Annotated in this window: 16 protein-coding genes, 2 tRNA genes and 3 rRNA genes; 13 read left to right on the forward strand and 8 right to left on the reverse strand. The window is 50.9% G+C overall.

Annotated features, from left to right (window positions below):
- Positions 1–8 precede the first annotated feature (8 nt).
- Positions 9–302 carry a co-chaperone GroES gene (locus tag HVZ52_RS20740; RefSeq protein WP_000027827.1) on the reverse strand — a complete coding sequence of 98 codons (294 nt, stop codon included), beginning with the start codon at positions 300–302 and terminating at the stop codon, positions 9–11.
- A gap of 275 nt (positions 303–577) precedes the next feature.
- Here HVZ52_RS20740 and yjeH point away from each other — a divergent pair, with 275 nt between their 5' ends.
- Positions 578–1,843 carry an L-methionine/branched-chain amino acid transporter gene (yjeH, locus tag HVZ52_RS20745; protein WP_181598648.1) on the forward strand — a complete coding sequence of 422 codons (1,266 nt, stop codon included), beginning with the start codon at positions 578–580 and terminating at the stop codon, positions 1,841–1,843.
- Between the two features lie 48 nt (positions 1,844–1,891).
- Here yjeH and HVZ52_RS20750 read toward each other — a convergent pair whose 3' ends face one another.
- The gene (locus HVZ52_RS20750) at positions 1,892–2,368 is read right to left on the reverse strand and encodes an FxsA family protein (protein WP_016151389.1); all 477 of its coding nucleotides are present in this window, start codon (positions 2,366–2,368) and stop codon (positions 1,892–1,894) included.
- A gap of 338 nt (positions 2,369–2,706) precedes the next feature.
- On the opposite strand from HVZ52_RS20750, the gene aspA reads away from it, so the two are divergent.
- The 6 genes from aspA (at position 2,707) to HVZ52_RS20780 (ending at position 8,720) form a co-directional block, all read left to right on the forward strand.
- Positions 2,707–4,143, forward strand: coding sequence for an aspartate ammonia-lyase (gene aspA / locus HVZ52_RS20755; RefSeq protein WP_016151388.1), 1,437 nt, complete (start codon positions 2,707–2,709; stop codon positions 4,141–4,143).
- Positions 4,144–4,258: 115 nt separating this feature from the next.
- On the forward strand, positions 4,259–5,560 hold the full coding sequence (gene dcuA / locus HVZ52_RS20760) for an anaerobic C4-dicarboxylate transporter DcuA (RefSeq protein ID WP_016151387.1): 1,302 nt from the start codon (positions 4,259–4,261) through the stop codon (positions 5,558–5,560).
- 131 nt (positions 5,561–5,691) lie between these two features.
- Entirely contained in the window at positions 5,692–6,039 is a 348-nt protein-coding gene (gene cutA / locus HVZ52_RS20765; protein WP_003025447.1) for a divalent cation tolerance protein CutA, read from the forward strand.
- Positions 6,015–7,724 (forward strand): protein-disulfide reductase DsbD, encoded by a 1,710-nt coding sequence (locus HVZ52_RS20770; RefSeq protein ID WP_181598649.1) that lies wholly within the window; start codon positions 6,015–6,017, stop codon positions 7,722–7,724. The genes cutA and HVZ52_RS20770 overlap by 25 nt, the downstream gene beginning before the upstream one ends.
- 36 nt (positions 7,725–7,760) lie before the next feature.
- On the forward strand, positions 7,761–8,336 hold the full coding sequence (locus tag HVZ52_RS20775) for a transcriptional regulator (protein ID WP_016151385.1): 576 nt from the start codon (positions 7,761–7,763) through the stop codon (positions 8,334–8,336).
- 308 nt (positions 8,337–8,644) lie between these two features.
- Positions 8,645–8,720: transfer RNA gene (locus tag HVZ52_RS20780), tRNA-Phe, on the forward strand.
- 523 nt (positions 8,721–9,243) lie between these two features.
- On the opposite strand, the gene rrf is transcribed toward HVZ52_RS20780, so the two are convergent.
- The 4 genes from rrf to HVZ52_RS20800 all read right to left on the reverse strand — a co-directional run bounded on the left by rrf (position 9,244) and on the right by HVZ52_RS20800 (position 14,285).
- Positions 9,244–9,359, reverse strand: a 5S ribosomal RNA gene (gene rrf, locus HVZ52_RS20785).
- Between the two features lie 97 nt (positions 9,360–9,456).
- A 23S ribosomal RNA gene (locus HVZ52_RS20790) occupies positions 9,457–12,363 on the reverse strand.
- 219 nt (positions 12,364–12,582) lie between these two features.
- Positions 12,583–12,658 (reverse strand) — tRNA-Glu (locus HVZ52_RS20795).
- An 85-nt stretch (positions 12,659–12,743) separates the two neighbouring features.
- Positions 12,744–14,285: ribosomal RNA gene (locus tag HVZ52_RS20800) — 16S ribosomal RNA — on the reverse strand.
- The 16S, 23S and 5S rRNA genes sit together here with 1 tRNA gene alongside, the layout of an rRNA operon.
- A gap of 597 nt (positions 14,286–14,882) precedes the next feature.
- Between HVZ52_RS20800 and HVZ52_RS20805 the strand changes: the two genes are divergently transcribed.
- From HVZ52_RS20805 to HVZ52_RS20830, 6 genes are all read left to right on the forward strand, one after another.
- On the forward strand, positions 14,883–16,514 hold the full coding sequence (locus HVZ52_RS20805; protein WP_016155492.1) for a sensor histidine kinase: 1,632 nt from the start codon (positions 14,883–14,885) through the stop codon (positions 16,512–16,514).
- Positions 16,511–17,230 (forward strand): two-component system response regulator DcuR, encoded by a 720-nt coding sequence (gene dcuR / locus HVZ52_RS20810; RefSeq protein ID WP_016155419.1) that lies wholly within the window; start codon positions 16,511–16,513, stop codon positions 17,228–17,230. The genes HVZ52_RS20805 and dcuR overlap by 4 nt, the downstream gene beginning before the upstream one ends.
- 297 nt (positions 17,231–17,527) lie before the next feature.
- Positions 17,528–17,830 carry a hypothetical protein gene (locus HVZ52_RS20815; protein ID WP_131341598.1) on the forward strand — a complete coding sequence of 101 codons (303 nt, stop codon included), beginning with the start codon at positions 17,528–17,530 and terminating at the stop codon, positions 17,828–17,830.
- Between the two features lie 118 nt (positions 17,831–17,948).
- Positions 17,949–19,289, forward strand: a complete 1,341-nt coding sequence (dcuB, locus tag HVZ52_RS20820) for an anaerobic C4-dicarboxylate transporter DcuB (protein WP_003031873.1) — start codon at positions 17,949–17,951, stop codon at positions 19,287–19,289.
- 96 nt (positions 19,290–19,385) lie between these two features.
- On the forward strand, positions 19,386–21,032 hold the full coding sequence (gene fumA / locus HVZ52_RS20825) for a class I fumarate hydratase FumA (RefSeq protein WP_016155418.1): 1,647 nt from the start codon (positions 19,386–19,388) through the stop codon (positions 21,030–21,032).
- A gap of 147 nt (positions 21,033–21,179) precedes the next feature.
- Complete coding sequence (locus HVZ52_RS20830) at positions 21,180–21,797, forward strand: DUF2238 domain-containing protein (RefSeq protein ID WP_046275083.1); 618 nt, start codon at positions 21,180–21,182, stop codon at positions 21,795–21,797.
- A 26-nt stretch (positions 21,798–21,823) separates the two neighbouring features.
- On the opposite strand, the gene HVZ52_RS20835 is transcribed toward HVZ52_RS20830, so the two are convergent.
- The gene (locus tag HVZ52_RS20835) at positions 21,824–22,078 is read right to left on the reverse strand and encodes a SemiSWEET transporter (protein WP_181598650.1); all 255 of its coding nucleotides are present in this window, start codon (positions 22,076–22,078) and stop codon (positions 21,824–21,826) included.
- Between the two features lie 2 nt (positions 22,079–22,080).
- Complete coding sequence (gene melB, locus HVZ52_RS20840; RefSeq protein ID WP_049282259.1) at positions 22,081–23,511, reverse strand: melibiose:sodium transporter MelB; 1,431 nt, start codon at positions 23,509–23,511, stop codon at positions 22,081–22,083.
- Positions 23,512–23,602 lie beyond the last annotated feature (91 nt).

A 23,602-nucleotide genomic window follows, 5' to 3' on the forward strand; every position in this document is an offset into this window, starting at 1 on the left:
TTCGCGGATTAGGCTTCAACAATTGCCAGGATGTCACTTTCAGACATGATCAACACTTCTTCATTGTCGATCTTCTCAGATTTAACACCGTAGCCATCGTTGAAAATAACGATATCGCCGACTTTAACGTCCAGCGGCTGTACGGTACCGTTGTCCAGGATGCGGCCCTTACCGACAGCGATGATTTCGCCACGAGTTGACTTACCTGCTGCAGAACCGGTCAGTACGATGCCGCCAGCAGATTTAGATTCAACTTCTTTACGTTTGACGATCACACGATCATGTAACGGACGAATACTCATTGATAGCTCTCCTTTGAGAAAGTCTTTATCAGTTATGGGTGACGCCGGCCCGTGAACGGTTTCCCGGCTAGTGACCAGAGAAATGGGGATGGGGCTTTGTACCTTCAAGGGGGCAAGCGAAAAAAAATTTATATCAGCAGAAAATTCCGGCAAAACGCCGACGCGCATCACATTTTATAACGATTTCAGTCACGTCGTCATAAGCAAATACGATTGTGATACCATCAAAAATCTGCGCTGTAGCCCGGTCAATGGGCATAACCGGATAACAACTTATGAGCGGACTGAAACAAGAGCTGGGACTGGCTCAGGGCATTGGCCTGTTGTCGACATCATTGCTAGGTACAGGCGTTTTCGCCGTCCCTGCGCTAGCCGCGCTGGTGGCTGGCAACAACAGCCTGTGGGCCTGGCCGGTGCTGATTGTTTTAGTCTTTCCCGTGGCGATTGTCTTTGCCGTACTGGGTCGTCATTTTCCCAGCGCGGGTGGCGTGGCGCATTTTGTTGGTATGGCCTTTGGCCCACGCCTGGAGCGCGTCACCGGATGGCTATTTTTGTCGGTGATTCCCGTCGGCTTGCCTGCGGCATTACATATTGCCGCCGGATTTGGTCAGGCAATGTTTGGCTGGCATGACGAACAGCTTCTGTTGGCAGAGCTCGGTACGCTGGCATTGGTTTGGTATATCGGCTCCCACGGTGCCAGCTCTAGCGCTAATCTGCAAACGGTCATTGCCGGATTGATTGTTGCCCTCATTGTCGCCATCTGGTGGGCGGGCGATGTGAAACCTGGCGAAATCCCCTTCCCTGCGATAACCGAGATTGAGCTCCCCGGACTGTTCGCCGCACTGTCGGTGATGTTCTGGTGTTTTGTTGGCCTTGAAGCGTTTGCCCATCTGGCATCTGAATTCAAAAACCCGGAGCGGGATTTCCCGCGCGCGCTGATGATCGGCCTGCTGCTTGCGGGCTCTGTTTATTGGGCATGCACCGTCGTCGTGCTTCATTTTGGCGCCTACGGTGAGCAAATGGCGGCGGCGGCCTCACTGCCAGAGATCGTCGTGCAGTTATTTGGCGTACAGGCACTGTGGGTCGCCTGCATCATTGGTTATCTGGCCTGTTTTGCCAGTCTCAACATTTATATTCAAAGCTTCGCCCGGCTGGTCTGGTCGCAAGCGCAATATAAGCCGGAGAGCCATCTGGCGCGTCTGTCTCCCCGTCACCTTCCGCGCAATGCGCTAAACGCCGTATTGGGCTGCTGCGTGATCAGTACGTTGTGCATCTATATGCTGAAAATCAATCTCGATGCGTTAATCGTCTATGCTAACGGCATCTTTATTATGATTTATTTGCTGTGCATGCTGGCGGGATGTCGATTACTGAAAGGGCATTATCGCATGCTGGCGATCATTGGCGGTCTACTGTGTCTGCTGCTGTTGGCAATGGTTGGCTGGAAGAGCCTGTATGCGCTGATTATGCTGGCAGGGCTGTGGCTGTTTTTACCCCGCAGGCCGGATAAGGTGACGTTGACGCCATCATCCGGCAGATAAGCATTTTGCCGGATGGTGCTCACGCTTATCCGGCCCGCATACTGATGCTTAATCCCGAGGATCGTCTTTATGATCAATACGGTTGCGATCGTCGTCTTTGCGCTGAAATTCGCCATCAAAGGTCTCACCGCCACCGGTTCCGGCGCTGAAACCACCGCCCGGCATACGCGAAAAACGCAAATGCGGCAGTAGTTTCATCGTCAGATGTTTTTGCACCGGGGGTAATAAAAGAAGAAGACCGAGGAAATCGGTGAAAAAGCCGGGCAGTACCAACAGCAGACCAGCAATGATCAGCGACACGCTCTTGATCATTTCTGCTGCCGGACTTTCACCAGCCGCCATTTTTTGTTGCATCAGTAAAAAGTTTTTAAATCCCTGGTTACGAACCAGAGACATACCGATAACCGACGTAAAAATAACCAAAATCAGCGTCATCAGGACACCCAGGACATGGGCAACCTGAATAAAAATAGATATCTCTATGTAAACATAGAGAAAAATGGCAAGTAATGGTATCCAGCGCAAAGGGTTCTCCTGTCAATAACAGTCGTTTTTTTCAACGCCTGTCCGATGAATTATGTGACTCGCATCAATTAGATGTTGAGGTGGTTAGCAAAATTTCAAGTCGCTTGTACACTTATTTTTAGTATTAATCCTAAAGGGGTGATCCATTTCACAGAATAATAAATAAGGGGTAAATTCCACGCTTTAAGTGATCCAGATTACGGTAGAAATCCTGAACCAGCATATGATCTCGAGTATCAGACCGATGCAGGGGATAATCGTCGGTCGAGAAACAATCGAAATCACATATATCCTGTGTGTTTAGTCAAATCATTGGCAGCTTGAAAAAGAAGGTTCACATGTTAAACAACATTCGTATCGAAGAAGACTTGTTGGGTACCAGGGAAGTTCCAGCGGACGCCTACTACGGTGTTCACACTCTGAGAGCGATTGAAAACTTCTACATTAGCAACAACAAAATCAGCGACATTCCTGAATTTGTTCGCGGTATGGTAATGGTTAAAAAGGCAGCGGCAATGGCCAACAAAGAGCTGCAAACCATTCCTAAGAGTGTGGCAAATGCCATCATCGCGGCGTGTGATGAAGTCCTGAATAACGGAAAATGCATGGATCAATTCCCGGTAGATGTTTACCAGGGTGGTGCGGGTACCTCCGTCAACATGAACACCAACGAAGTGCTGGCCAATATCGGTCTGGAACTGATGGGTCACCAGAAAGGTGAATATCAGTACCTGAACCCGAACGACCACGTTAACAAATGTCAGTCTACCAACGACGCTTACCCAACTGGCTTCCGTATCGCGGTATACGCATCCATCATCAAACTGATCGATGCCCTGAACCAGCTGCGTGAAGGCTTCGAACAAAAAGCTGTTGAATTCCAGGACATCCTGAAAATGGGCCGTACCCAGTTGCAGGATGCTGTACCGATGACCCTCGGTCAGGAATTCCATGCTTTCAGCGTACTGTTGAAAGAAGAAGTGAAAAACATTAGTCGTACCGCTGAGCTGCTGCTGGAAGTTAACCTCGGTGCAACTGCAATCGGTACGGGTCTGAACACGCCGAAAGAATACTCCCCGCTGGCAGTACAGAAACTGGCTGAAGTCACTGGCTTCGCCTGTGTTCCGGCAGAAGACCTGATTGAAGCAACTTCTGACTGCGGCGCATACGTTATGGTTCACGGCGCACTGAAACGTCTGGCTGTTAAGATGTCCAAAATCTGTAACGACCTGCGTTTGCTCTCCTCTGGCCCACGTGCTGGTCTGAACGAGATCAACCTGCCGGAACTGCAGGCTGGTTCTTCTATCATGCCAGCAAAAGTGAACCCAGTTGTTCCAGAAGTCGTAAACCAGGTTTGCTTTAAAGTCATCGGTAACGACATCACCGTTACTATGGCATCTGAAGCTGGTCAGCTGCAGCTGAACGTAATGGAGCCGGTCATTGGCCAGGCAATGTTTGAATCCATTCACATTCTGAGCAATGCTTGCTACAACCTGCTGGAAAAATGCGTTAGTGGTATCACTGCTAACAAAGAAGTCTGTGAAGCGTTTGTATTCAACTCCATCGGCATCGTTACTTACCTTAACCCGTTCATCGGTCACCACAACGGCGACATCGTCGGTAAAATTTGTGCCGAAACCGGTAAGAGCGTACGTGAAGTTGTCCTGGAACGCGGTCTGTTGACCGAGTCTGAACTGGACGATATCTTCTCTGCACAGAACCTGATGCACCCTGCTTATAAAGCAAAACGTTATACTGATGAAAGCGAACAGTAATCGTGTAGGGTAGTACCGGAGAAGGCACGTCATGATGACGTGCCTTTTTTCTTACTCGAAGTTACTTAAAAACAACAATTTAATATCAACTTGTTAAACAACAAGGAAGGCTAATATGATAGTTTTAGAACTTATCATCGTTTTGCTGGCAATCTTTTTAGGTGCCAGACTTGGGGGTATCGGTATTGGATTTGCAGGTGGGCTGGGTGTTCTGGTTCTTGCCGCTATTGGCGTAAAACCGGGTAATATTCCGTTCGATGTTATTTCCATTATCATGGCGGTTATCGCTGCCATCTCTGCCATGCAGATTGCCGGTGGTCTGGACTATCTGGTTCATCAAACTGAAAAACTGCTGCGTAAAAACCCGAAATACATCACGATCCTTGCACCAATCGTGACCTATTTCCTGACTATCTTTGCCGGTACCGGCAACATCTCTCTGGCAACTCTGCCGGTTATCGCTGAAGTCGCGAAGGAACAAGGTATCAAACCTTGCCGTCCGCTCTCTACCGCAGTGGTTTCTGCACAGATTGCGATTACGGCGTCGCCAATCTCCGCAGCCGTGGTTTACATGTCTTCCGTAATGGAAGGTCATGGCATCAGCTACATTCACCTGCTGTCCGTGGTCATTCCGTCCACTCTGCTGGCCGTTCTGGTGATGTCCTTCCTGGTAACGATGCTGTTCAACTCCAAACTGTCTGACGACCCGATTTATCGTAAGCGTCTGGAAGAAGGTTTGGTTGAACTACGTGGTGAAAGACAAGTTGAAATCAAAGCTGGCGCGAAAACCTCCGTTTGGTTGTTCCTGCTGGGCGTGATTTGCGTAGTTGTATACGCCATCATCAACAGCCCAAGCCTCGGCCTGGTCGCTAAACCGCTGATGAACACCACCAACGCAATCCTGATCATCATGCTGAGCGTCGCGACGCTGACTACGATCGTCTGCCGCGTTGAAACTGACTCCATCCTGAACTCCAGCACCTTTAAAGCGGGTATGAGCGCCTGTATTTGTATCCTGGGTGTTGCATGGCTGGGTGATACCTTCGTATCTCACAACATTGACTGGATCAAAGATACTGCAGGTAGCGTAATTCAGGGTCATCCGTGGTTGCTGGCTGTCATCTTCTTCTTTGCTTCTGCGCTGCTGTACTCTCAGGCTGCAACCGCTAAAGCACTGATGCCGATGGCTCTGGCTCTGAACGTTTCCCCACTGACTGCTGTTGCGTCTTTCGCAGCTGTTTCTGGCCTGTTCATTCTGCCAACCTACCCAACTCTGGTTGCGGCGGTGCAGATGGATGACACCGGTACAACCCGCATCGGTAAATTCGTCTTTAACCATCCGTTCTTCATCCCGGGTACTCTGGGCGTGCTTTTGGCTGTCTGCTTCGGCTTCTTGCTGGGCAGCTTCATGCTGTAAGACTTTACTGCAGGGTGCCTTCGCGCCCTGCAGTTCCTCCTCCTCATCATCCCGCTTTAACTAACATCCTTCCCTCGTCCGTTGTATAGTGACCACTCTTTAGCTGGTTACTCTGTTCTTTCGAGGTGTTTATGCTTGATGTAAAGAGTCAGGATATTTCCATCCCCGATACCGTTGTGGTGCTCTGTACCGCCCCGGATGAAGCAACCGCCCAGGATCTGGCCGCCAAAGTGCTGGCGGAAAAGCTGGCTGCCTGCGTGACGCTGCTGCCTGGCGCGACCTCCCTCTATTATTGGGAAGGTAAGCTGGAGCAGGAATATGAAGTCCAGATGATTTTAAAAACCACCGTCACACACCAGCAAGCCCTTCTCGATTGCCTGAAGTCACATCATCCATACCAAACGCCTGAACTTCTGGTTTTACCCGTCACTCACGGAGACTTTGATTACCGCTCATGGCTCAACGCATCCTTACGCTGATCCTGCTGCTGTGCAGCACATCTACCTTTGCCGGATTATTTGACGCGCCTGGCCGCTCGCAGTTTGTTCCTGCCGATCGGGCGTTTGCTTTTGATTTTCAGCAAAACCAACACGATCTGAACCTCTCATGGCAGGTTAAAGATGGCTACTATCTGTATCGCAAACAGATAAGCATTACGCCATCTCAGGCCGATATCGCCGAGGTAAAACTACCGCCAGGCGTCTGGCATGAAGATGAGTTTTATGGCAAAAGTGAGATTTACCGTAAACAATTGACTATCCCGGTCACGGTCAATCAGGCTAAATCTGGCGCAACATTAACGGTCACATACCAGGGTTGTGCCGACGCCGGTTTTTGCTATCCGCCTGAAACTAAAACGGTGCCATTAAGTGAAGTATCTGCCAATACCAGGGCGACACCTGTGCCAGTGCCTGCCACCGATACTTTGCAAGAGAGACCGCAACCCGCAACCCAGCTTCCCTTCTCTGCGCTGTGGGCATTGCTAATCGGAATTGGCATCGCGTTTACACCTTGCGTATTGCCGATGTATCCGCTGATTTCCGGTATCGTGCTGGGCGGCAAACAACGCTTATCAACCGGACGCGCGCTGCTGCTGACGTTTATCTACGTCCAGGGAATGGCGCTCACTTATACCGCGCTGGGTCTGGTTGTTGCGGCCGCCGGATTGCAGTTCCAGGCTGCGCTACAGCATCCTTACGTCCTGATTGGCCTTGCCGTCGTCTTTACGCTGCTGGCCCTTTCGATGTTTGGCTTGTTCACGCTGCAGCTCCCTTCATCGCTGCAAACACGCCTTACATTGATGAGTAACCGTCAGCAAGGCGGTTCCCCCGGTAGCGTCTTTGCGATGGGGGCGATTGCCGGCCTCATCTGTTCTCCTTGTACAACGGCCCCGCTAAGCGCGATTTTGCTGTATATCGCTCAGAGCGGGAACATGTGGCTGGGAGGCGGCACGCTGTATCTGTACGCGCTGGGGATGGGATTACCTCTGATGCTAATTACCGTATTCGGTAATCGTCTGTTGCCTAAAAGCGGCCCATGGATGGAACATGTCAAAACCGCTTTTGGCTTTGTCATTCTGGCGCTCCCCGTCTTCTTACTCGAACGCATCATTGGCGACGACTGGGGCGTTCGCCTGTGGTCGCTGTTGGGTGTCGCATTCTTTAGCTGGGCATTTATCACCAGCCTGGAGGCAAAGCACGCCTGGATGCGCATCGTGCAGATTATCCTGTTAGCTGCTGCGCTGGTAAGCGTACGGCCATTGCAGGACTGGGCGTTCGGCGTGCCGCAAGCTCAAACCCAGACACACCTTAACTTCACGCCTGTGGCTTCGGTGGATGCGCTAAATCAGGCGCTGGCACAAGCTAAAGGCAAGCCCGTGATGTTGGATCTGTATGCTGACTGGTGCGTGGCCTGTAAGGAGTTTGAGAAGTATACGTTTAGCAATCAGCAGGTTCAGCAAGCGCTAGGCGACACGGTGCTTTTGCAGGCGGATGTGACTGCAAATAATGCCCAGGATGTCGCTCTGCTGAAACATCTACAGGTTTTAGGTTTGCCGACTATTTTGTTCTTTGACGCCGAGGGGAAAGAGCATCCGGAGGCTCGGGTAACCGGCTTTATGGATGCCGCGACCTTCAGCGCACATTTGCGCGATCGCCAACCGTGAGCGACACTTGCAACAGGAAATACGGAGGAGAATACCGTGCAACGTGAAGATGTCCTGGGAGAAGCCCTGAAATTACTTGAGGTTCAAGGGATAGCCAATACCACACTGGAAATGGTGGCCGATCGTATCGATTATCCTCTTGATGAACTACAACGCTTTTGGCCCGACAAAGAGGCCATTCTGTACGATGCGTTACGTTACCTCAGCCAGCGGGTGGATATCTGGCGGCGTCAACTTTTGCTGGATGACACCCTGAGCGCTGAACAGAAATTACTGGCACGCTACACCGCGCTGTCCGAATGCGTGAGCAATAATCGCTACCCAGGCTGCCTGTTTATCGCCGCCTGTACGTTTTACCCCGATCCCGGGCATCCGATCCATCAGTTAGCCGATCAGCAAAAAAAGGCGGCACATGACTTCACCCATGAGCTGCTGACGACGCTGGAAGTTGACGACCCTGCAATGGTTGCCAAACAGATGGAACTGGTGCTGGAGGGCTGTCTGAGCCGCATGCTGGTGAATCGTAGCCATGCTGATGTCGAAACGGCACACCGTCTGGCTGAAGATATCCTGCGCTTTGCTCAGTGCCGTATGGGCGGTGCGCTGACTTAAGCAAGCATGCCCGCCAGGCCGAAATGAGTCAACACACCAGCGGGTCCTGCCGCAGCAATTGCACCGTTAGTTACTGGAAACGTCGGAAAGGCTTGTGCACACTTGCGGTAGTGTGCGGGAGTAATACAGGCCGCGTAACGTTTTCGTCAGCCTTTGCTCATATAGAAGGTCAGATAGGTAAATTGCCTGGAAGTTTTGTGCAAACTTCAGGCATAATCGCACAGATTGCCGCAATATTAAGCGGTTGAACATCTTTTCCCGAAATTTGATTGACTGGCAGACGTGAATACGGTTTAATGCGCCCCGTTGCCCGGATAGCTCAGTCGGTAGAGCAGGGGATTGAAAATCCCCGTGTCCTTGGTTCGATTCCGAGTCCGGGCACCACTATTTAAAGAACCCGCCCTAGAGGCGGGTTTTTGCTTTTGTAGTTTCTGATACTTTCCAACCGATCATCTCTCAATATCTTTACTGCTCTACCCCCACAAAATCCATACGTAAGATTAGTCGTGCCTTGTACAGAGGTCCGCGATCCTGAGCGACAGTACCTGTTACTCAACCCCGCGCACGGATAACAGGCAATGTGCTGCCGGGAGAGCCTGGTGCGCTGCGCTTCTCAGGCCTGCACACCGGTTACAACATGATGGGCTGGATAAAACGGTACGCTGCATCCGGCAGTTCTCATTCCCTGCAGAGGCAAAAAAGCCCATCCGGCAGGATGGGCTTCTTCACTTGTTTGATGCCTGGCAGTTTATGGCGGTCGTCCTGCCCGCCACCCTCCGGGCCGTTGCTGCGCAACGTTCAAATCCGCTCCCGGCGGATTTGTCCTCCTCAGGAGAGCACTCACCGACAGACCACAGATAAAACAAAAGGCCCGGTCTTTCGACCGGGCCTTTTGTTTTTATTTGATGCCTGGCAGTTCCCTACTCTCGCATGGGGAGACCCCACACTACCATCGGCGCTACGGCGTTTCACTTCTGAGTTCGGCATGGGGTCAGGTGGGACCACCGCGCTACAGCCGCCAGGCAAATTCTGTTTATCAACACACCTCTCGGGCCTGTCGATGTAATCTGTAATCAAGCTGAATTTCGTGTCTCTTTCGCCAAAACACCTTCGGCGTTGTAAGGTTAAGCCTCACGGTTCATTAGTATCGGTTAGCTCAACGTATCGCTACGCTTACACACCCGACCTATCAACGTCGTCGTCTTCAACGTTCCTTCAGGACCCTTAAAGGGTCAGGGAGAACTCATCTCGGGGCAAGTTTCGTGCTTAGATGCTTTCAGCACTTATCTCTTCCGCATTTAGCTACCGGGCAATGCCATTGGCATGACAACCCGAACACCAGTGATGCGTCCACTCCGGTCCTCTCGTACTAGGAGCAGCCCCCCTCAATTCTCCAGCGCCCACGGCAGATAGGGACCGAACTGTCTCACGACGTTCTAAACCCAGCTCGCGTACCACTTTAAATGGCGAACAGCCATACCCTTGGGACCTACTTCAGCCCCAGGATGTGATGAGCCGACATCGAGGTGCCAAACACCGCCGTCGATATGAACTCTTGGGCGGTATCAGCCTGTTATCCCCGGAGTACCTTTTATCCGTTGAGCGATGGCCCTTCCATTCAGAACCACCGGATCACTAAGACCTGCTTTCGCACCTGCTCGAGCCGTCACTCTCGCAGTCAAGCTAGCTTATGCCTTTGCACTAACCTCCTGATGTCCGACCAGGATTAGCTAACCTTCGTGCTCCTCCGTTACTCTTTAGGAGGAGACCGCCCCAGTCAAACTACCCACCAGACACTGTCCGCAACCCGGATTACGGGTCTACGTTAGAACACCAGCCATTAAAGGGTGGTATTTCAAGGTTGGCTCCATGCAGACTGGCGTCCACACTTCAAAGCCTCCCACCTATCCTACACATCAAGGACCAGTGTTCAGTGTCAAGCTATAGTAAAGGTTCACGGGGTCTTTCCGTCTTGCCGCGGGTACACTGCATCTTCACAGCGAGTTCAATTTCACTGAGTCTCGGGTGGAGACAGCCTGGCCATCATTACGCCATTCGTGCAGGTCGGAACTTACCCGACAAGGAATTTCGCTACCTTAGGACCGTTATAGTTACGGCCGCCGTTTACCGGGGCTTCGATCAAGAGCTTCTCCTTACGGATAACCCCATCAATTAACCTTCCGGCACCGGGCAGGCGTCACACCGTATACGTCCACTTTCGTGTTTGCACAGTGCTGTGTTTTTAATAAACAGTTGCAGCCAGCTGGTATCTTCGACTGATTTCAGCTCCATGAGTAAATCACTTCACCTACATATCAGCGTGCCTTCTCCCGAAGTTACGGCACCATTTTGCCTAGTTCCTTCACCCGAGTTCTCTCAAGCGCCTTGGTATTCTCTACCTGACCACCTGTGTCGGTTTGGGGTACGATTTTGTGTTACCTGATGCTTAGAGGCTTTTCCTGGAAGCAGGGCATTTGTTACTTCAGCACCGTAGTGCCTCGTCATCACACCTCAGCGTTAACAAGACTCCGGATTTACCTGGAATCTCCGCCTACATGCTTAAACCGGGACAACCGTCGCCCGGCTAACATAGCCTTCTCCGTCCCCCCTTCGCAGTAACACCAAGTACAGGAATATTAACCTGTTTCCCATCGACTACGCCTTTCGGCCTCGCCTTAGGGGTCGACTCACCCTGCCCCGATTAACGTTGGACAGGAACCCTTGGTCTTCCGGCGTGCGGGTTTTTCACCCGCATTATCGTTACTTATGTCAGCATTCGCACTTCTGATACCTCCAGCATGCCTCACAGCACACCTTCAACGGCTTACAGAACGCTCCCCTACCCAACAACACATAGTGTCGCTGCCGCAGCTTCGGTGCATGGTTTAGCCCCGTTACATCTTCCGCGCAGGCCGACTCGACCAGTGAGCTATTACGCTTTCTTTAAATGATGGCTGCTTCTAAGCCAACATCCTGGCTGTCTGTGCCTTCCCACATCGTTTCCCACTTAACCATGACTTTGGGACCTTAGCTGGCGGTCTGGGTTGTTTCCCTCTTCACGACGGACGTTAGCACCCGCCGTGTGTCTCCCGTGATAACATTCTTCGGTATTCGCAGTTTGCATCGGGTTGGTAAGTCGGGATGACCCCCTAGCCGAAACAGTGCTCTACCCCCGAAGATGAGTTCACGAGGCGCTACCTAAATAGCTTTCGGGGAGAACCAGCTATCTCCCGGTTTGATTGGCCTTTCACCCCCAGCCACAAGTCATCCGCTAATTTTTCAACATTAGTCGGTTCGGTCCTCCAGTTAGTGTTACCCAACCTTCAACCTGCCCATGGCTAGATCACCGGGTTTCGGGTCTATACCCTGCAACTTAACGCCCAGTTAAGACTCGGTTTCCCTTCGGCTCCCCTATTCGGTTAACCTTGCTACAGAATATAAGTCGCTGACCCATTATACAAAAGGTACGCAGTCACCCCATAAAGAGGCTCCCACTGCTTGTACGTACACGGTTTCAGGTTCTTTTTCACTCCCCTCGCCGGGGTTCTTTTCGCCTTTCCCTCACGGTACTGGTTCACTATCGGTCAGTCAGGAGTATTTAGCCTTGGAGGATGGTCCCCCCATATTCAGACAGGATACCACGTGTCCCGCCCTACTCTTCGAGTTCACAACACATGCACTTTTGTGTACGGGACTATCACCCTGTACCGTCGGACTTTCCAGACCGTTCCACTACCACACATGCTGATTCAGACTCTGGGCTGCTCCCCGTTCGCTCGCCGCTACTGGGGGAATCTCGGTTGATTTCTTTTCCTCGGGGTACTTAGATGTTTCAGTTCCCCCGGTTCGCTTCATTACGCTATGTATTCACGTAATGATAGTGTGACGAATCACACTGGGTTTCCCCATTCGGAAATCGCCGGTTATAACGGTTCATATCACCTTACCGACGCTTATCGCAGATTAGCACGTCCTTCATCGCCTCTGACTGCCAGGGCATCCACCGTGTACGCTTAGTCGCTTAACCTCACAACCCGAAGATGTTTCGTAAAACACTTCAGTGTTGCGAAAATTTGAGAGACTCGAACACACCGCTTTTCATTTCTTATTACGGAGAAATGAAACAGTGTGTCGTTTCAATTTTCAGCTTGATCCAGATTTTTAAAGAGCAAATATCTCAAACGAGACTCGAAAGTCTGTTTTGAGATACTTCGGTCGGCGACTTTCACTCACACATACCAGCAAGTGGCGTCCCCTAGGGGATTCGAACCCCTGTTACCGCCGTGAAAGGGCGGTGTCCTGGGCCTCTAGACGAAGGGGACACTGAAGTCTCAATCGCAAGACGCCTTGCTATTTACTTTTCATCAGACAATCTGTGTGAGCACTACAAAGGTCGGTTCTTTAAGGTAAGGAGGTGATCCAACCGCAGGTTCCCCTACGGTTACCTTGTTACGACTTCACCCCAGTCATGAATCACAAAGTGGTAAGCGCCCTCCCGAAGGTTAAGCTACCTACTTCTTTTGCAACCCACTCCCATGGTGTGACGGGCGGTGTGTACAAGGCCCGGGAACGTATTCACCGTGGCATTCTGATCCACGATTACTAGCGATTCCGACTTCATGGAGTCGAGTTGCAGACTCCAATCCGGACTACGACATACTTTATGAGGTCCGCTTGCTCTCGCGAGGTCGCTTCTCTTTGTATATGCCATTGTAGCACGTGTGTAGCCCTACTCGTAAGGGCCATGATGACTTGACGTCATCCCCACCTTCCTCCAGTTTATCACTGGCAGTCTCCTTTGAGTTCCCGGCCGGACCGCTGGCAACAAAGGATAAGGGTTGCGCTCGTTGCGGGACTTAACCCAACATTTCACAACACGAGCTGACGACAGCCATGCAGCACCTGTCTCAGAGTTCCCGAAGGCACCAAAGCATCTCTGCTAAGTTCTCTGGATGTCAAGAGTAGGTAAGGTTCTTCGCGTTGCATCGAATTAAACCACATGCTCCACCGCTTGTGCGGGCCCCCGTCAATTCATTTGAGTTTTAACCTTGCGGCCGTACTCCCCAGGCGGTCGACTTAACGCGTTAGCTCCGGAAGCCACGCCTCAAGGGCACAACCTCCAAGTCGACATCGTTTACGGCGTGGACTACCAGGGTATCTAATCCTGTTTGCTCCCCACGCTTTCGCACCTGAGCGTCAGTCTTTGTCCAGGGGGCCGCCTTCGCCACCGGTATTCCTCCAGATCTCTACGCATTTCACCGCTACACCTGGAATTCTACCCCCCTCTACAAGACTCTAGCCTGCCAGTTTCGGATGCAGTTCCCAGGTTGAGCCCGGGGATTTCACATCCGACTTGACAGACCGCCTGCGTGCGCTTTACGCCCAGTAATTCCGATTAACGCTTGCACCCTCCGTATTACCGCGGCTGCTGGCACGGAGTTAGCCGGTGCTTCTTCTGCGAGTAACGTCAATCACTGCGGTTATTAACCACAATGCCTTCCTCCTCGCTGAAAGTACTTTACAACCCGAAGGCCTTCTTCATACACGCGGCATGGCTGCATCAGGCTTGCGCCCATTGTGCAATATTCCCCACTGCTGCCTCCCGTAGGAGTCTGGACCGTGTCTCAGTTCCAGTGTGGCTGGTCATCCTCTCAGACCAGCTAGGGATCGTCGCCTAGGTGAGCCGTTACCCCACCTACTAGCTAATCCCATCTGGGCACATCCGATGGCAAGAGGCCCGAAGGTCCCCCTCTTTGGTCTTGCGACGTTATGCGGTATTAGCTACCGTTTCCAGTAGTTATCCCCCTCCATCGGGCAGTTTCCCAGACATTACTCACCCGTCCGCCACTCGTCACCCAAGGAGCAAGCTCCTCTGTGCTACCGTTCGACTTGCATGTGTTAGGCCTGCCGCCAGCGTTCAATCTGAGCCATGATCAAACTCTTCAATTTAAGTTTGATGCTCGTGAATTAAACTTCGTAATGAATTACGTGTTCACTCAGAGACTTGGTATTCATTTTTCGTCTTGCGACGTTAAGAATCCGTATCTTCGAGTGCCCACACAGATTGTCTGATAAATTGTTAAAGAGCAGTTGCGACGCGCTTTAGCGCTCTGTCGCGAGGTGGCGTATATTACGCTTTCCTCTTTCAGAGTCAACCCTCATTTTCAGGTTTTTCTCTTCAACCGAACCGGCTGTTTGTGTGAAGTGATTCACATCCGCCGTGTCGATGGAGGCGCATTATAGGGAGTTTCCCGCGGCCCGCAACCCTTAAATTGCAGAAAAATGACTGACCGCTGCATTCCACAGCAAAACCCCGCCTTATACCCATTTACACACAGAGTTATCCACAATCGTAAGCAAAATAGTGGTCAGCCTCCCTGAAAGAAGTGAAAGCAGATAAGGAAATCTCTATATAAAAAGAGACTCGCTCTACGTTATATATAGAAGAAAAGCCCAGGCAGCCCATGCCCCATCATCCCTACCACCTTTGAATTACGCATCCCATCAGGCGATAATACCCATACAAACCGTGATTCCAGGACCGTGATGAGACACTCTCTGCAACGTACTGCTATACGCAAACGCCCGATGAAGCTCGGCACTACCGTGATCCTCATGGTCAGTGCGGTACTCTTCTCCGTGCTGCTTGTCGTTCATCTGATTTATTTCTCGCAAATCAGCAACATGACGCGCGATGCATTAGCGGGTAAAGCGCTTGCGGTCGCACGAACGCTGGCAAACTCCCCGGAGATCCGCCAGGGGCTAATGAAAAAGCCCGAGGAAAGCGGTATTCAGGCGATTGCCCAGGCGGTGAATAAGAGCAACGATTTTTTGTTCATCGTCGTCACCGATATGCAAAGCATTCGTTACTCCCATCCCGAAGCGCAGCGAATCGGTCAGCCGTTTAAAGGCGATGACATTTTGCTGGCCCTGCAAGGGAAAGAGAATGTCGCCATTAATCGCGGATTTCTGGCGCAAGCCCTGCGCGTATTTACCCCTATTTATGACGAGCATCACCGGCAGATAGGCGTCGTGTCGATCGGCCTTGAGCTAAGCAGGGTGACTGAGCAGATCAATAACAGCCGTGGCAGCATCTTTTGGTCCATCTTATTTGGCGTGCTGGTTGGGCTGCTCGGCACATGGGTATTTGTCAAAGTCCTCAAGCGTATTCTGTTTGGTCTGGAGCCGTATGAAATCTCCAATCTGTTCGAACAACGCCAGGCGATGCTGCACTCTATAAAGGAAGGCGTCATTGCCGTTGACGAGTGCGGTGAAGTGACGCTGATAAACCAGGCGGCACAAGAGCTGCTGGATTACCACAAATCGCAAGACGATGCCCAGCTCTCCACGCTCAGCCACGCATGGTCAAAAGTGGTCGATTTTTCACAGGTACTGCATGACGGAACGCCGCGTCGCGATGAAGAGATCATGGTGAAGGATCGGCTACTCTTAATTAACACGGTTCCGGTACTCAGCAACGGTAAAATCATCGGGGCCATTTCAACATTCAGAGATAAGACTGAAGTCCGAAAATTAATGCAACGACTGGACGGCATGGTCAACTATGCCGACGCACTTCGTGAACGATCCCACGAATTCATGAATAAATTGCACGTGATTCTGGGATTATTGCATCTGAAAAGTTATAAGCAGCTTGAAAATTACATCCTGAAGACCGCGAACAGTTATCAGGAAGAGATTGGCTCACTGTTAGGAAAAATAAAATCCCCGGTGATCGCAGGATTTTTACTCAGTAAGATTAATCGCACATCTGATTTAGGCCATAGCCTGGTGATCAGCAATGAAAGTCAGTTACCGGAAAACAGCAACGAAGATCAGGTGGCTGTGCTGATTACCGTTCTGGGGAATTTGATTGAAAACGCCCTGGAGGCGCTAGGTCAAGAACCTGGTGGCGAGATCAGCGTATCCTTGCATTATCGACACGGCTGGTTGCATTGCGAAGTGAATGACGATGGTCCGGGGATTGCTCCCGAACACATTGAGCACATCTTTGAGAAAGGCGTTTCGTCAAAAGGAACCGAACGGGGCGTTGGTTTAGCGCTTGTTAAACAACAGGTTGAAAACGTTGGCGGCAATATTTCCGTCGAGTCTGAACCTGGGATCTTCACCCAATTTTTTGTACAGTTACCGTGGAATGGTGAGAGGGCCAGCAGATGATCAATGTCTTAATTGTCGATGACGATGCAATGGTAGCGGAATTAAACCGCCGTTATGTCGCGCAACTCTCCGGTTTTCATTGCTGCGGCACAGCCTCCACGCTGGAGAAAGCAAAAGAGATAATCTTTCATAGCGGTAATCATATCGATTTGATTTTGCTTGATATTTATATGCAAAAAGAGAACGGTCTGGATCTGTTGCCTGTATTGCACAGCGAAGGTTGCAAGTGTGATGTCATTGTCATCTCTTCCGCCGCTGACGCGACCACCATCAAAGACTCTCTCCACTATGGTGTCGTTGACTACCTGATCAAACCGTTCCAGGCGTCCCGTTTTGAAGAGGCGCTGACCGGCTGGCTACAGAAGAAAACCGAGATGGAAAAGCATCAGTACTATGAACAGTCTGAACTTGACCAGTTGATTCACGGCAGTTCCTCCAATGAACAGGAAGCGCGGCGCTTACCTAAAGGATTAACGCCACAAACGTTACGCACGCTGTGCCAGTGGATTGATGAGCATCAGGATCAGGAATTCTCCACCGATGAACTGGCCAACGAGGTCAATATCTCGCGCGTTTCTTGCCGTAAATATCTTATCTGGCTCGTCAATTGTCACATCCTATTTACCAGCATCCATTATGGCGTAACCGGTAGACCGGTCTATCGTTACCGCGTTCAGGCTGAACATTACTCATTACTAAAACAATATTGCCAATAAAAACAATTTGGGATTATTTGTTATTTGAAAGTAACAATTATTAAAATAATGAAAAATCCCTACTTTTCTGAATCATGCTGCAGAATTATAAATTTGCGTTAGATCAAATATATTTGTATCCAGCATGTTAAATGTATTATTTTAATATTGATTAACGTCACACTGTTTTTAATTTCAAAATCGCTAACAAAAGTTAATTAAGTATTATCTAGCTCGCAGAGTGTGTATTTTTACCCATAAAGGATTAGTCTGAAATTAACCAGACATACAAAATCTGGACTGGTAGCAATGGAGACCATGCTACGTACCATGGACACCGTACATTTTTGTGAGCAAATAAAAGTATCCGCACGCCAACCTCATCACATTATGAAATGGCGTGAGCGTGATCACACAAATAACCTACTCACCCATTCTGTCGGTGGTTCACGAAATAGCGGAAAACGCAAAACAGATAAATTACAGCGTCAACCGCAGCTCTCCATGTCCAGCTCTGCTTCCCATCGCCTGAGGATTCTCTCCTCTGATCAAAGCCACAGAAAAAAGCTAAATATCGCCATAACGTTAAAAAAACATTCTAGCAAGACATTTGAACATTAATCGCAAATACGGACATATCGAATACTGACCATTTTTTGATGCCTATTCCGGCAAAAAAGAATGTGGCACAGATCCATTTTTCAAAAAATTGACTGGTTTTTTCGCGAGGGTAAATAAAATGTTATTTAGTATACAACTTCTTATAATATTAATATGTTTGTTTTATGGTGCCAGAAAGGGCGGTATCGCGCTGGGTTTATTAGGCGGTATCGGCCTGGTCATTCTGGTTTTCGTTTTCCATCTCCAGCCGGGTAAACCACCTGTAGATGTAATGCTGGTTATTATTGCCGTGGTGGCCGCATCGGCAACCTTGCAAGCCTCCGGCGGCCTTGACGTTATGCTGCAAATCGCTGAAAAGCTGCTGCGCCGTAACCCAAAATACGTTTCCATCGTCGCCCCGTTCGTTACCTGCACCCTGACGATTCTCTGCGGTACAGGCCACGTGGTCTACACCATCCTGCCAATCATTTATGACGTTGCCATTAAGAACAATATTCGCCCGGAACGTCCGATGGCGGCGAGTTCTATCGGTGCGCAGATGGGGATTATCGCCAGCCCGGTGTCCGTGGCCGTTGTATCACTGGTCGCAATGCTGGGTAACGTAACGTTTGAAGGCAAGCATCTTGAATTCCTCGACCTGCTCAGCATCACTATCCCGTCTACCCTGTTGGGTATCCTGGCGATCGGTATCTTCAGTTGGTTCCGCGGTAAAGATCTGGATAAAGATGAAGAGTTCCAGAAGTTTATTTCCGTCCCTGAAAACCACAACTACGTTTATGGCGATACCGCCACACTGTTAGACAAAAAGCTGCCGAAAAGCAACTGGCTGGCCATGTGGATCTTCCTTGCCGCTATCGCCGTTGTTGCCGTGCTCGGCGCGTTCTCTGAGCTGCGCCCTACCTTCAGCGGCAAACCGCTGTCAATGGTACTGGTTATCCAGATGTTCATGCTGCTGACCGGTGCGCTGATTATTATCCTGACGAAGACCAATCCCGCTTCAATATCTAAAAACGAAGTCTTCCGTTCCGGTATGATCGCGATTGTGGCGGTGTACGGTATTGCCTGGATGGCCGAAACAATGTTCGGCGCGCACATGACGGAAATCGAAGGTGTGCTGGGCAATATGGTGAAAGAGTATCCGTGGGCCTATGCAATTGTTCTGCTGTTGGTTTCCAAATTTGTAAACTCCCAGGCTGCGGCGCTGGCGGCGATTGTTCCGGTCGCACTGGCAATTGGGGTTGATCCAGCGTACATCGTTGCTTCCGCTCCGGCATGTTACGGTTACTACATTCTGCCGACTTACCCGAGCGATCTGGCGGCTATTCAGTTTGACCGTTCCGGCACCACCCACATTGGCCGTTTCGTTATCAACCACAGCTTCATTCTACCTGGGTTGATCGGCGTGAGCGTATCCTGTGTCTTTGGTTGGATCTTCGCCGCAATGTACGGTTTCCTGTAATTACAGTGCGCGTGCTGTCCGCTTTGGTACGGCACGCCACCGTCAAGACACAGAGAATTTTAAAATTCCTGAGAAAAATGAAAAGGCTGGAAGCAAATGTCAAAAGTTGAATTCACTTATCAGGCGGCTTTCCCACTGGGGGAAGACAAAACTGAGTACTACCTGCTGACCTCCGATCACGTCAGCGTCGGCGAGTTTGAAGGCGAAACAATCCTGAAAGTAGCCCCTGAAGCACTTACGCTACTGGCCCAACAAGCCTTCCACGATGCCTCCTTCATGCTCCGCCCTGAACACCAACAGCAAGTCGCCTCAATTCTCCATGATCCCGAAGCCAGCGAAAACGATAAATACGTAGCGCTGCAGTTCCTGAGAAACTCCGAAATCGCTGCTAAAGGCGTATTGCCAACCTGCCAGGACACCGGTACGGCAATTATCATGGGTAAAAAAGGTCAGCGCGTCTGGACCGGTGGCGGCGACGAAGCGGCACTCTCCAAGGGCGTATTTAATACCTATATTGAAGATAACCTGCGCTACTCGCAAAACGCGGCGCTGGATATGTACAAAGAAGTGAATACCGGCACCAACCTGCCCGCACAAATCGACCTGTACAGCGTGGATGGTGACGAATACAAATTCCTGTGCGTGGCCAAAGGCGGCGGTTCAGCGAACAAAACCTATCTGTATCAGGAAACCAAAGCGCTGCTCACCCCCGGCAAACTGAAAAACTTCCTGGTTGAGAAAATGCGCACGCTGGGTACCGCAGCATGCCCGCCGTACCACATTGCATTCGTCATTGGCGGCACGTCAGCGGAAAGCACCCTGAAAACGGTGAAGCTGGCCAGCACACACTACTATGACGCACTGCCGACTGAAGGTAATGCGCACGGCCAGGCGTTCCGCGATCTGCAACTGGAACAGGAACTGCTGGAAGAAGCGCAGAAACTCGGCCTCGGCGCCCAGTTTGGCGGGAAATACTTCGCGCACGATATCCGCGTGATCCGCCTGCCTCGCCACGGCGCATCCTGCCCGGTTGGTATGGGTGTGTCTTGCTCCGCAGACCGTAACATCAAGGCCAAGATTAACCGCGAAGGGATCTGGATCGAAAAACTGGAACATAACCCAGCCCAGTACATTCCGGAGTCGCTGCGCCAGGCAGGCGAAGGTGAAGTGGTTAAAGTTGACCTTAACCGCCCAATGAAAGAGATCCTCGCTCAGCTCTCTCAGTATCCGGTTTCTACCCGTCTGTCGCTGAGCGGCACCATCATTGTCGGTCGCGATATTGCCCACGCGAAGCTAAAAGAACGTATTGAGTCCGGCGAAGGTCTGCCGCAGTACGTGAAAGATCACCCTATCTACTACGCGGGCCCGGCCAAAACACCTGCAGGTTATCCGTCCGGCTCTTTAGGGCCAACCACTGCGGGTCGTATGGACTCCTATGTTGACCTGCTACAGTCTCACGGCGGCAGCATGATCATGCTGGCAAAAGGTAACCGTAGCCAGCAGGTGACAGACGCCTGCCATAAACACGGCGGCTTCTATTTAGGTAGCATTGGTGGCCCGGCAGCGGTACTTGCGCAGCAGAGTATTAAACATCTGGAATGCGTGGAATACCCGGAGCTGGGTATGGAAGCTATCTGGAAAATCGAAGTCGAAGATTTCCCGGCTTTCATTCTGGTCGATGACAAAGGCAACGATTTCTTCCAGCAAATCGTCAGCAAACAATGCGCTAACTGCGCGAAGTAACCCATTCGGCCCGGCACTGGACTGACAACAGATTTTTGGCGTCAGTCCCGTGATCCCCCCGGGCCAACTTTATCCCCCCATTTACTGGCGTTGAATTTTTGCCGCTCACAGGGAATAGTAACCTTTTCCATTACTTGTGAATTCGCCATGCTCCGCACACTGAACTCCACAATCTTGCACTCTGGCGCGCTGCTCCTGGCGCTAATACTTATCTACACCGGTGTCTCTGCCACGGAGAAACTCACCTGGCTGATGGAAGTTACTCCGGTCATTATTGTCGTCCCACTGTTGCTGGCGACCGTGAAACGCTACCCGCTGACGCCATTGCTCTACACGCTCATTTTCTTGCACGCCATCATTCTGATGGTCGGTGGTATGTATACTTACGCTAAAGTCCCTGTCGGTTTTCAGGTTCAGGAGTGGCTGGATCTCAGTCGTAACCCCTATGACAAGCTGGGTCACTTCTTCCAGGGTCTGGTGCCCGCCCTGACGGCAAGAGAGATTTTAGTGCGCGGTAATATAGTTCGTGGCCGCAAAATGCTGGCATTTTTGGTCTGCTGCGTGGCGCTGGCGATTAGCGCGATGTATGAGCTGATCGAATGGTGGGCGGCGCTGGCGATGGGTCAGGGAGCGGATGATTTTCTCGGGACGCAGGGCGACCCGTGGGATACCCAGTCGGATATGTTCTGCGCCCTGCTCGGTGCGCTAACCACGGTGCTCGTGTTGGCGGGCTGGCATAACAGACAGTTAAAAACTGCCGGATAGCGCTGACGCTTATCCGGCAATCTGCCCTACCCATTGCGAAACTTGATAACCAGAATCGGCAAGGCGAACAGGAGTGTCAGAAAGTTCGCCATGCTGACGGCAGTATCTTCAATCAATAATCCATAAATCAGCCACAACACCAGCCCACACACAAACATTACATACATTAAACCGGAGATACCCTGCGTGTTGCGGGTGGTAATGACCTTAATCGCTTGCGGTAAGAATGAGAGCGTCGTCAGGCTAGCTGCCAAATACCCAATCCACGAATGCCATTCCATAGCTACGCCTTCACATCACCTGGGGTGACTATCGCAATAGCCGGGATATCCGGTTGTTCATGCTGCTGCGGCACCTTACGGTACTTATCCAACAAATGAATCTGGACCCTGCGCAGCGTGTCGCCGTTCAGTCGGTAAAAGCGGAAGTAAAGGACTAAGGTCACCACAAAAAAGAGTGCTGGTAGCGCGATCATAATGAATTGCATACCAACAATGGTTTCTGCAGACTGCGCGACATTCGGCGCGTAATTAATCACCCCAAGTATCACTGCGATAAAGAAAGCGGCAAATGCAGACCCTCCTTTTACCACCATCGTCTGCACTGAATAAGCGATACTTTCACAACGTACATTCAGTTTGTATTCGCCGTAATCAACGGTATCCGCCACCATAATGACCTGCAACACCCAGAAAAGCGCTGAACCAATATTCAGTAAAATACCAGCAATAACAATGAGTAAGATGTTATGGAAACCGGCTAACGCCATCACCAGCAGCACGATACAGCTGAGCACCGGCAGCACTGATGCCCCAGCCCACAAGATTCGTCGTGACAACGCTTTTACCAATCGAGGAAAGAAAATCAGCGTCAGCAGGTTTGCCGCTCCTGCGTAAGACATGTAGTACGGGAAGAGGCTTGCATCGCCAATCACATAAGTAAAATAGTAAATGGCAAAGCCTGCAATGATATTGGCGGCAATATTGTAAGCCAGCGCCATGCCTAGCAGGCAGGATAACTGGTCGTTTTTATAGATGAGCCCAACGATCGCTTTCAGCCCAAGACGACTGCTGTCCGCCGTTGCCTCACTATCTGACGAATAAACCTCATGCACATTACGCAGCGTAACAACGGTAGAAACGATAAAGAATGCAATCAGCACCAGCGTAAACATCTGGAAACCAAAGCCGCGATCGGCCCCGCCAACATAGCTCACAAAGGGCAGCGTCACACCCGCGGTGACAAACCCAGCAAGGCTTGCGAAGAAACGAGGGAACGGCACCAGTTGTTCACGCTCGCGTTTATCCAGCGTAATAGTTGGCACCAGCGACCAGAATGGAATATCCATAATGGTGTAGGTCATTCCCCATAATATATACGTCACGCAGACAAATACGACTTGCGCAGTGCCCTCAAACAGATGTGCGCTAAAAAGCAAAAACAGCACCAATGAGTTCGCCAGCGTACCGAGTAAGATCCAGGGTTTAAATTTTCCCCACCGCGACCGGGTGGCGTTCACAATCCAGCCCATGATGGGATCGTTTACCGCATCCCAGACCCTTGCCGCCAGGAACAACGTTCCGACCAGCCCCACCGATAATCCCACCACGTCGGTGTAGTAATACATCAGGTACATGTACACAATACCGATGGCGAAATCCTTACCAAACGCTCCAAATCCGTAACTGAGTTTTGTTTTCAGAGAGATGCTCATAGGGTATCGGGTCGCCGTTACCAGCGCCCGCCTTCTGTTAGAGGAAACGTCAGAGGTTAAACGCCGGATGCTCTGTCCGGCGTAATGGTGT

This window comes from Citrobacter sp. RHB36-C18, from assembly GCF_013814485.1.
Taxonomy (GTDB): domain Bacteria; phylum Pseudomonadota; class Gammaproteobacteria; order Enterobacterales; family Enterobacteriaceae; genus Citrobacter; species Citrobacter braakii.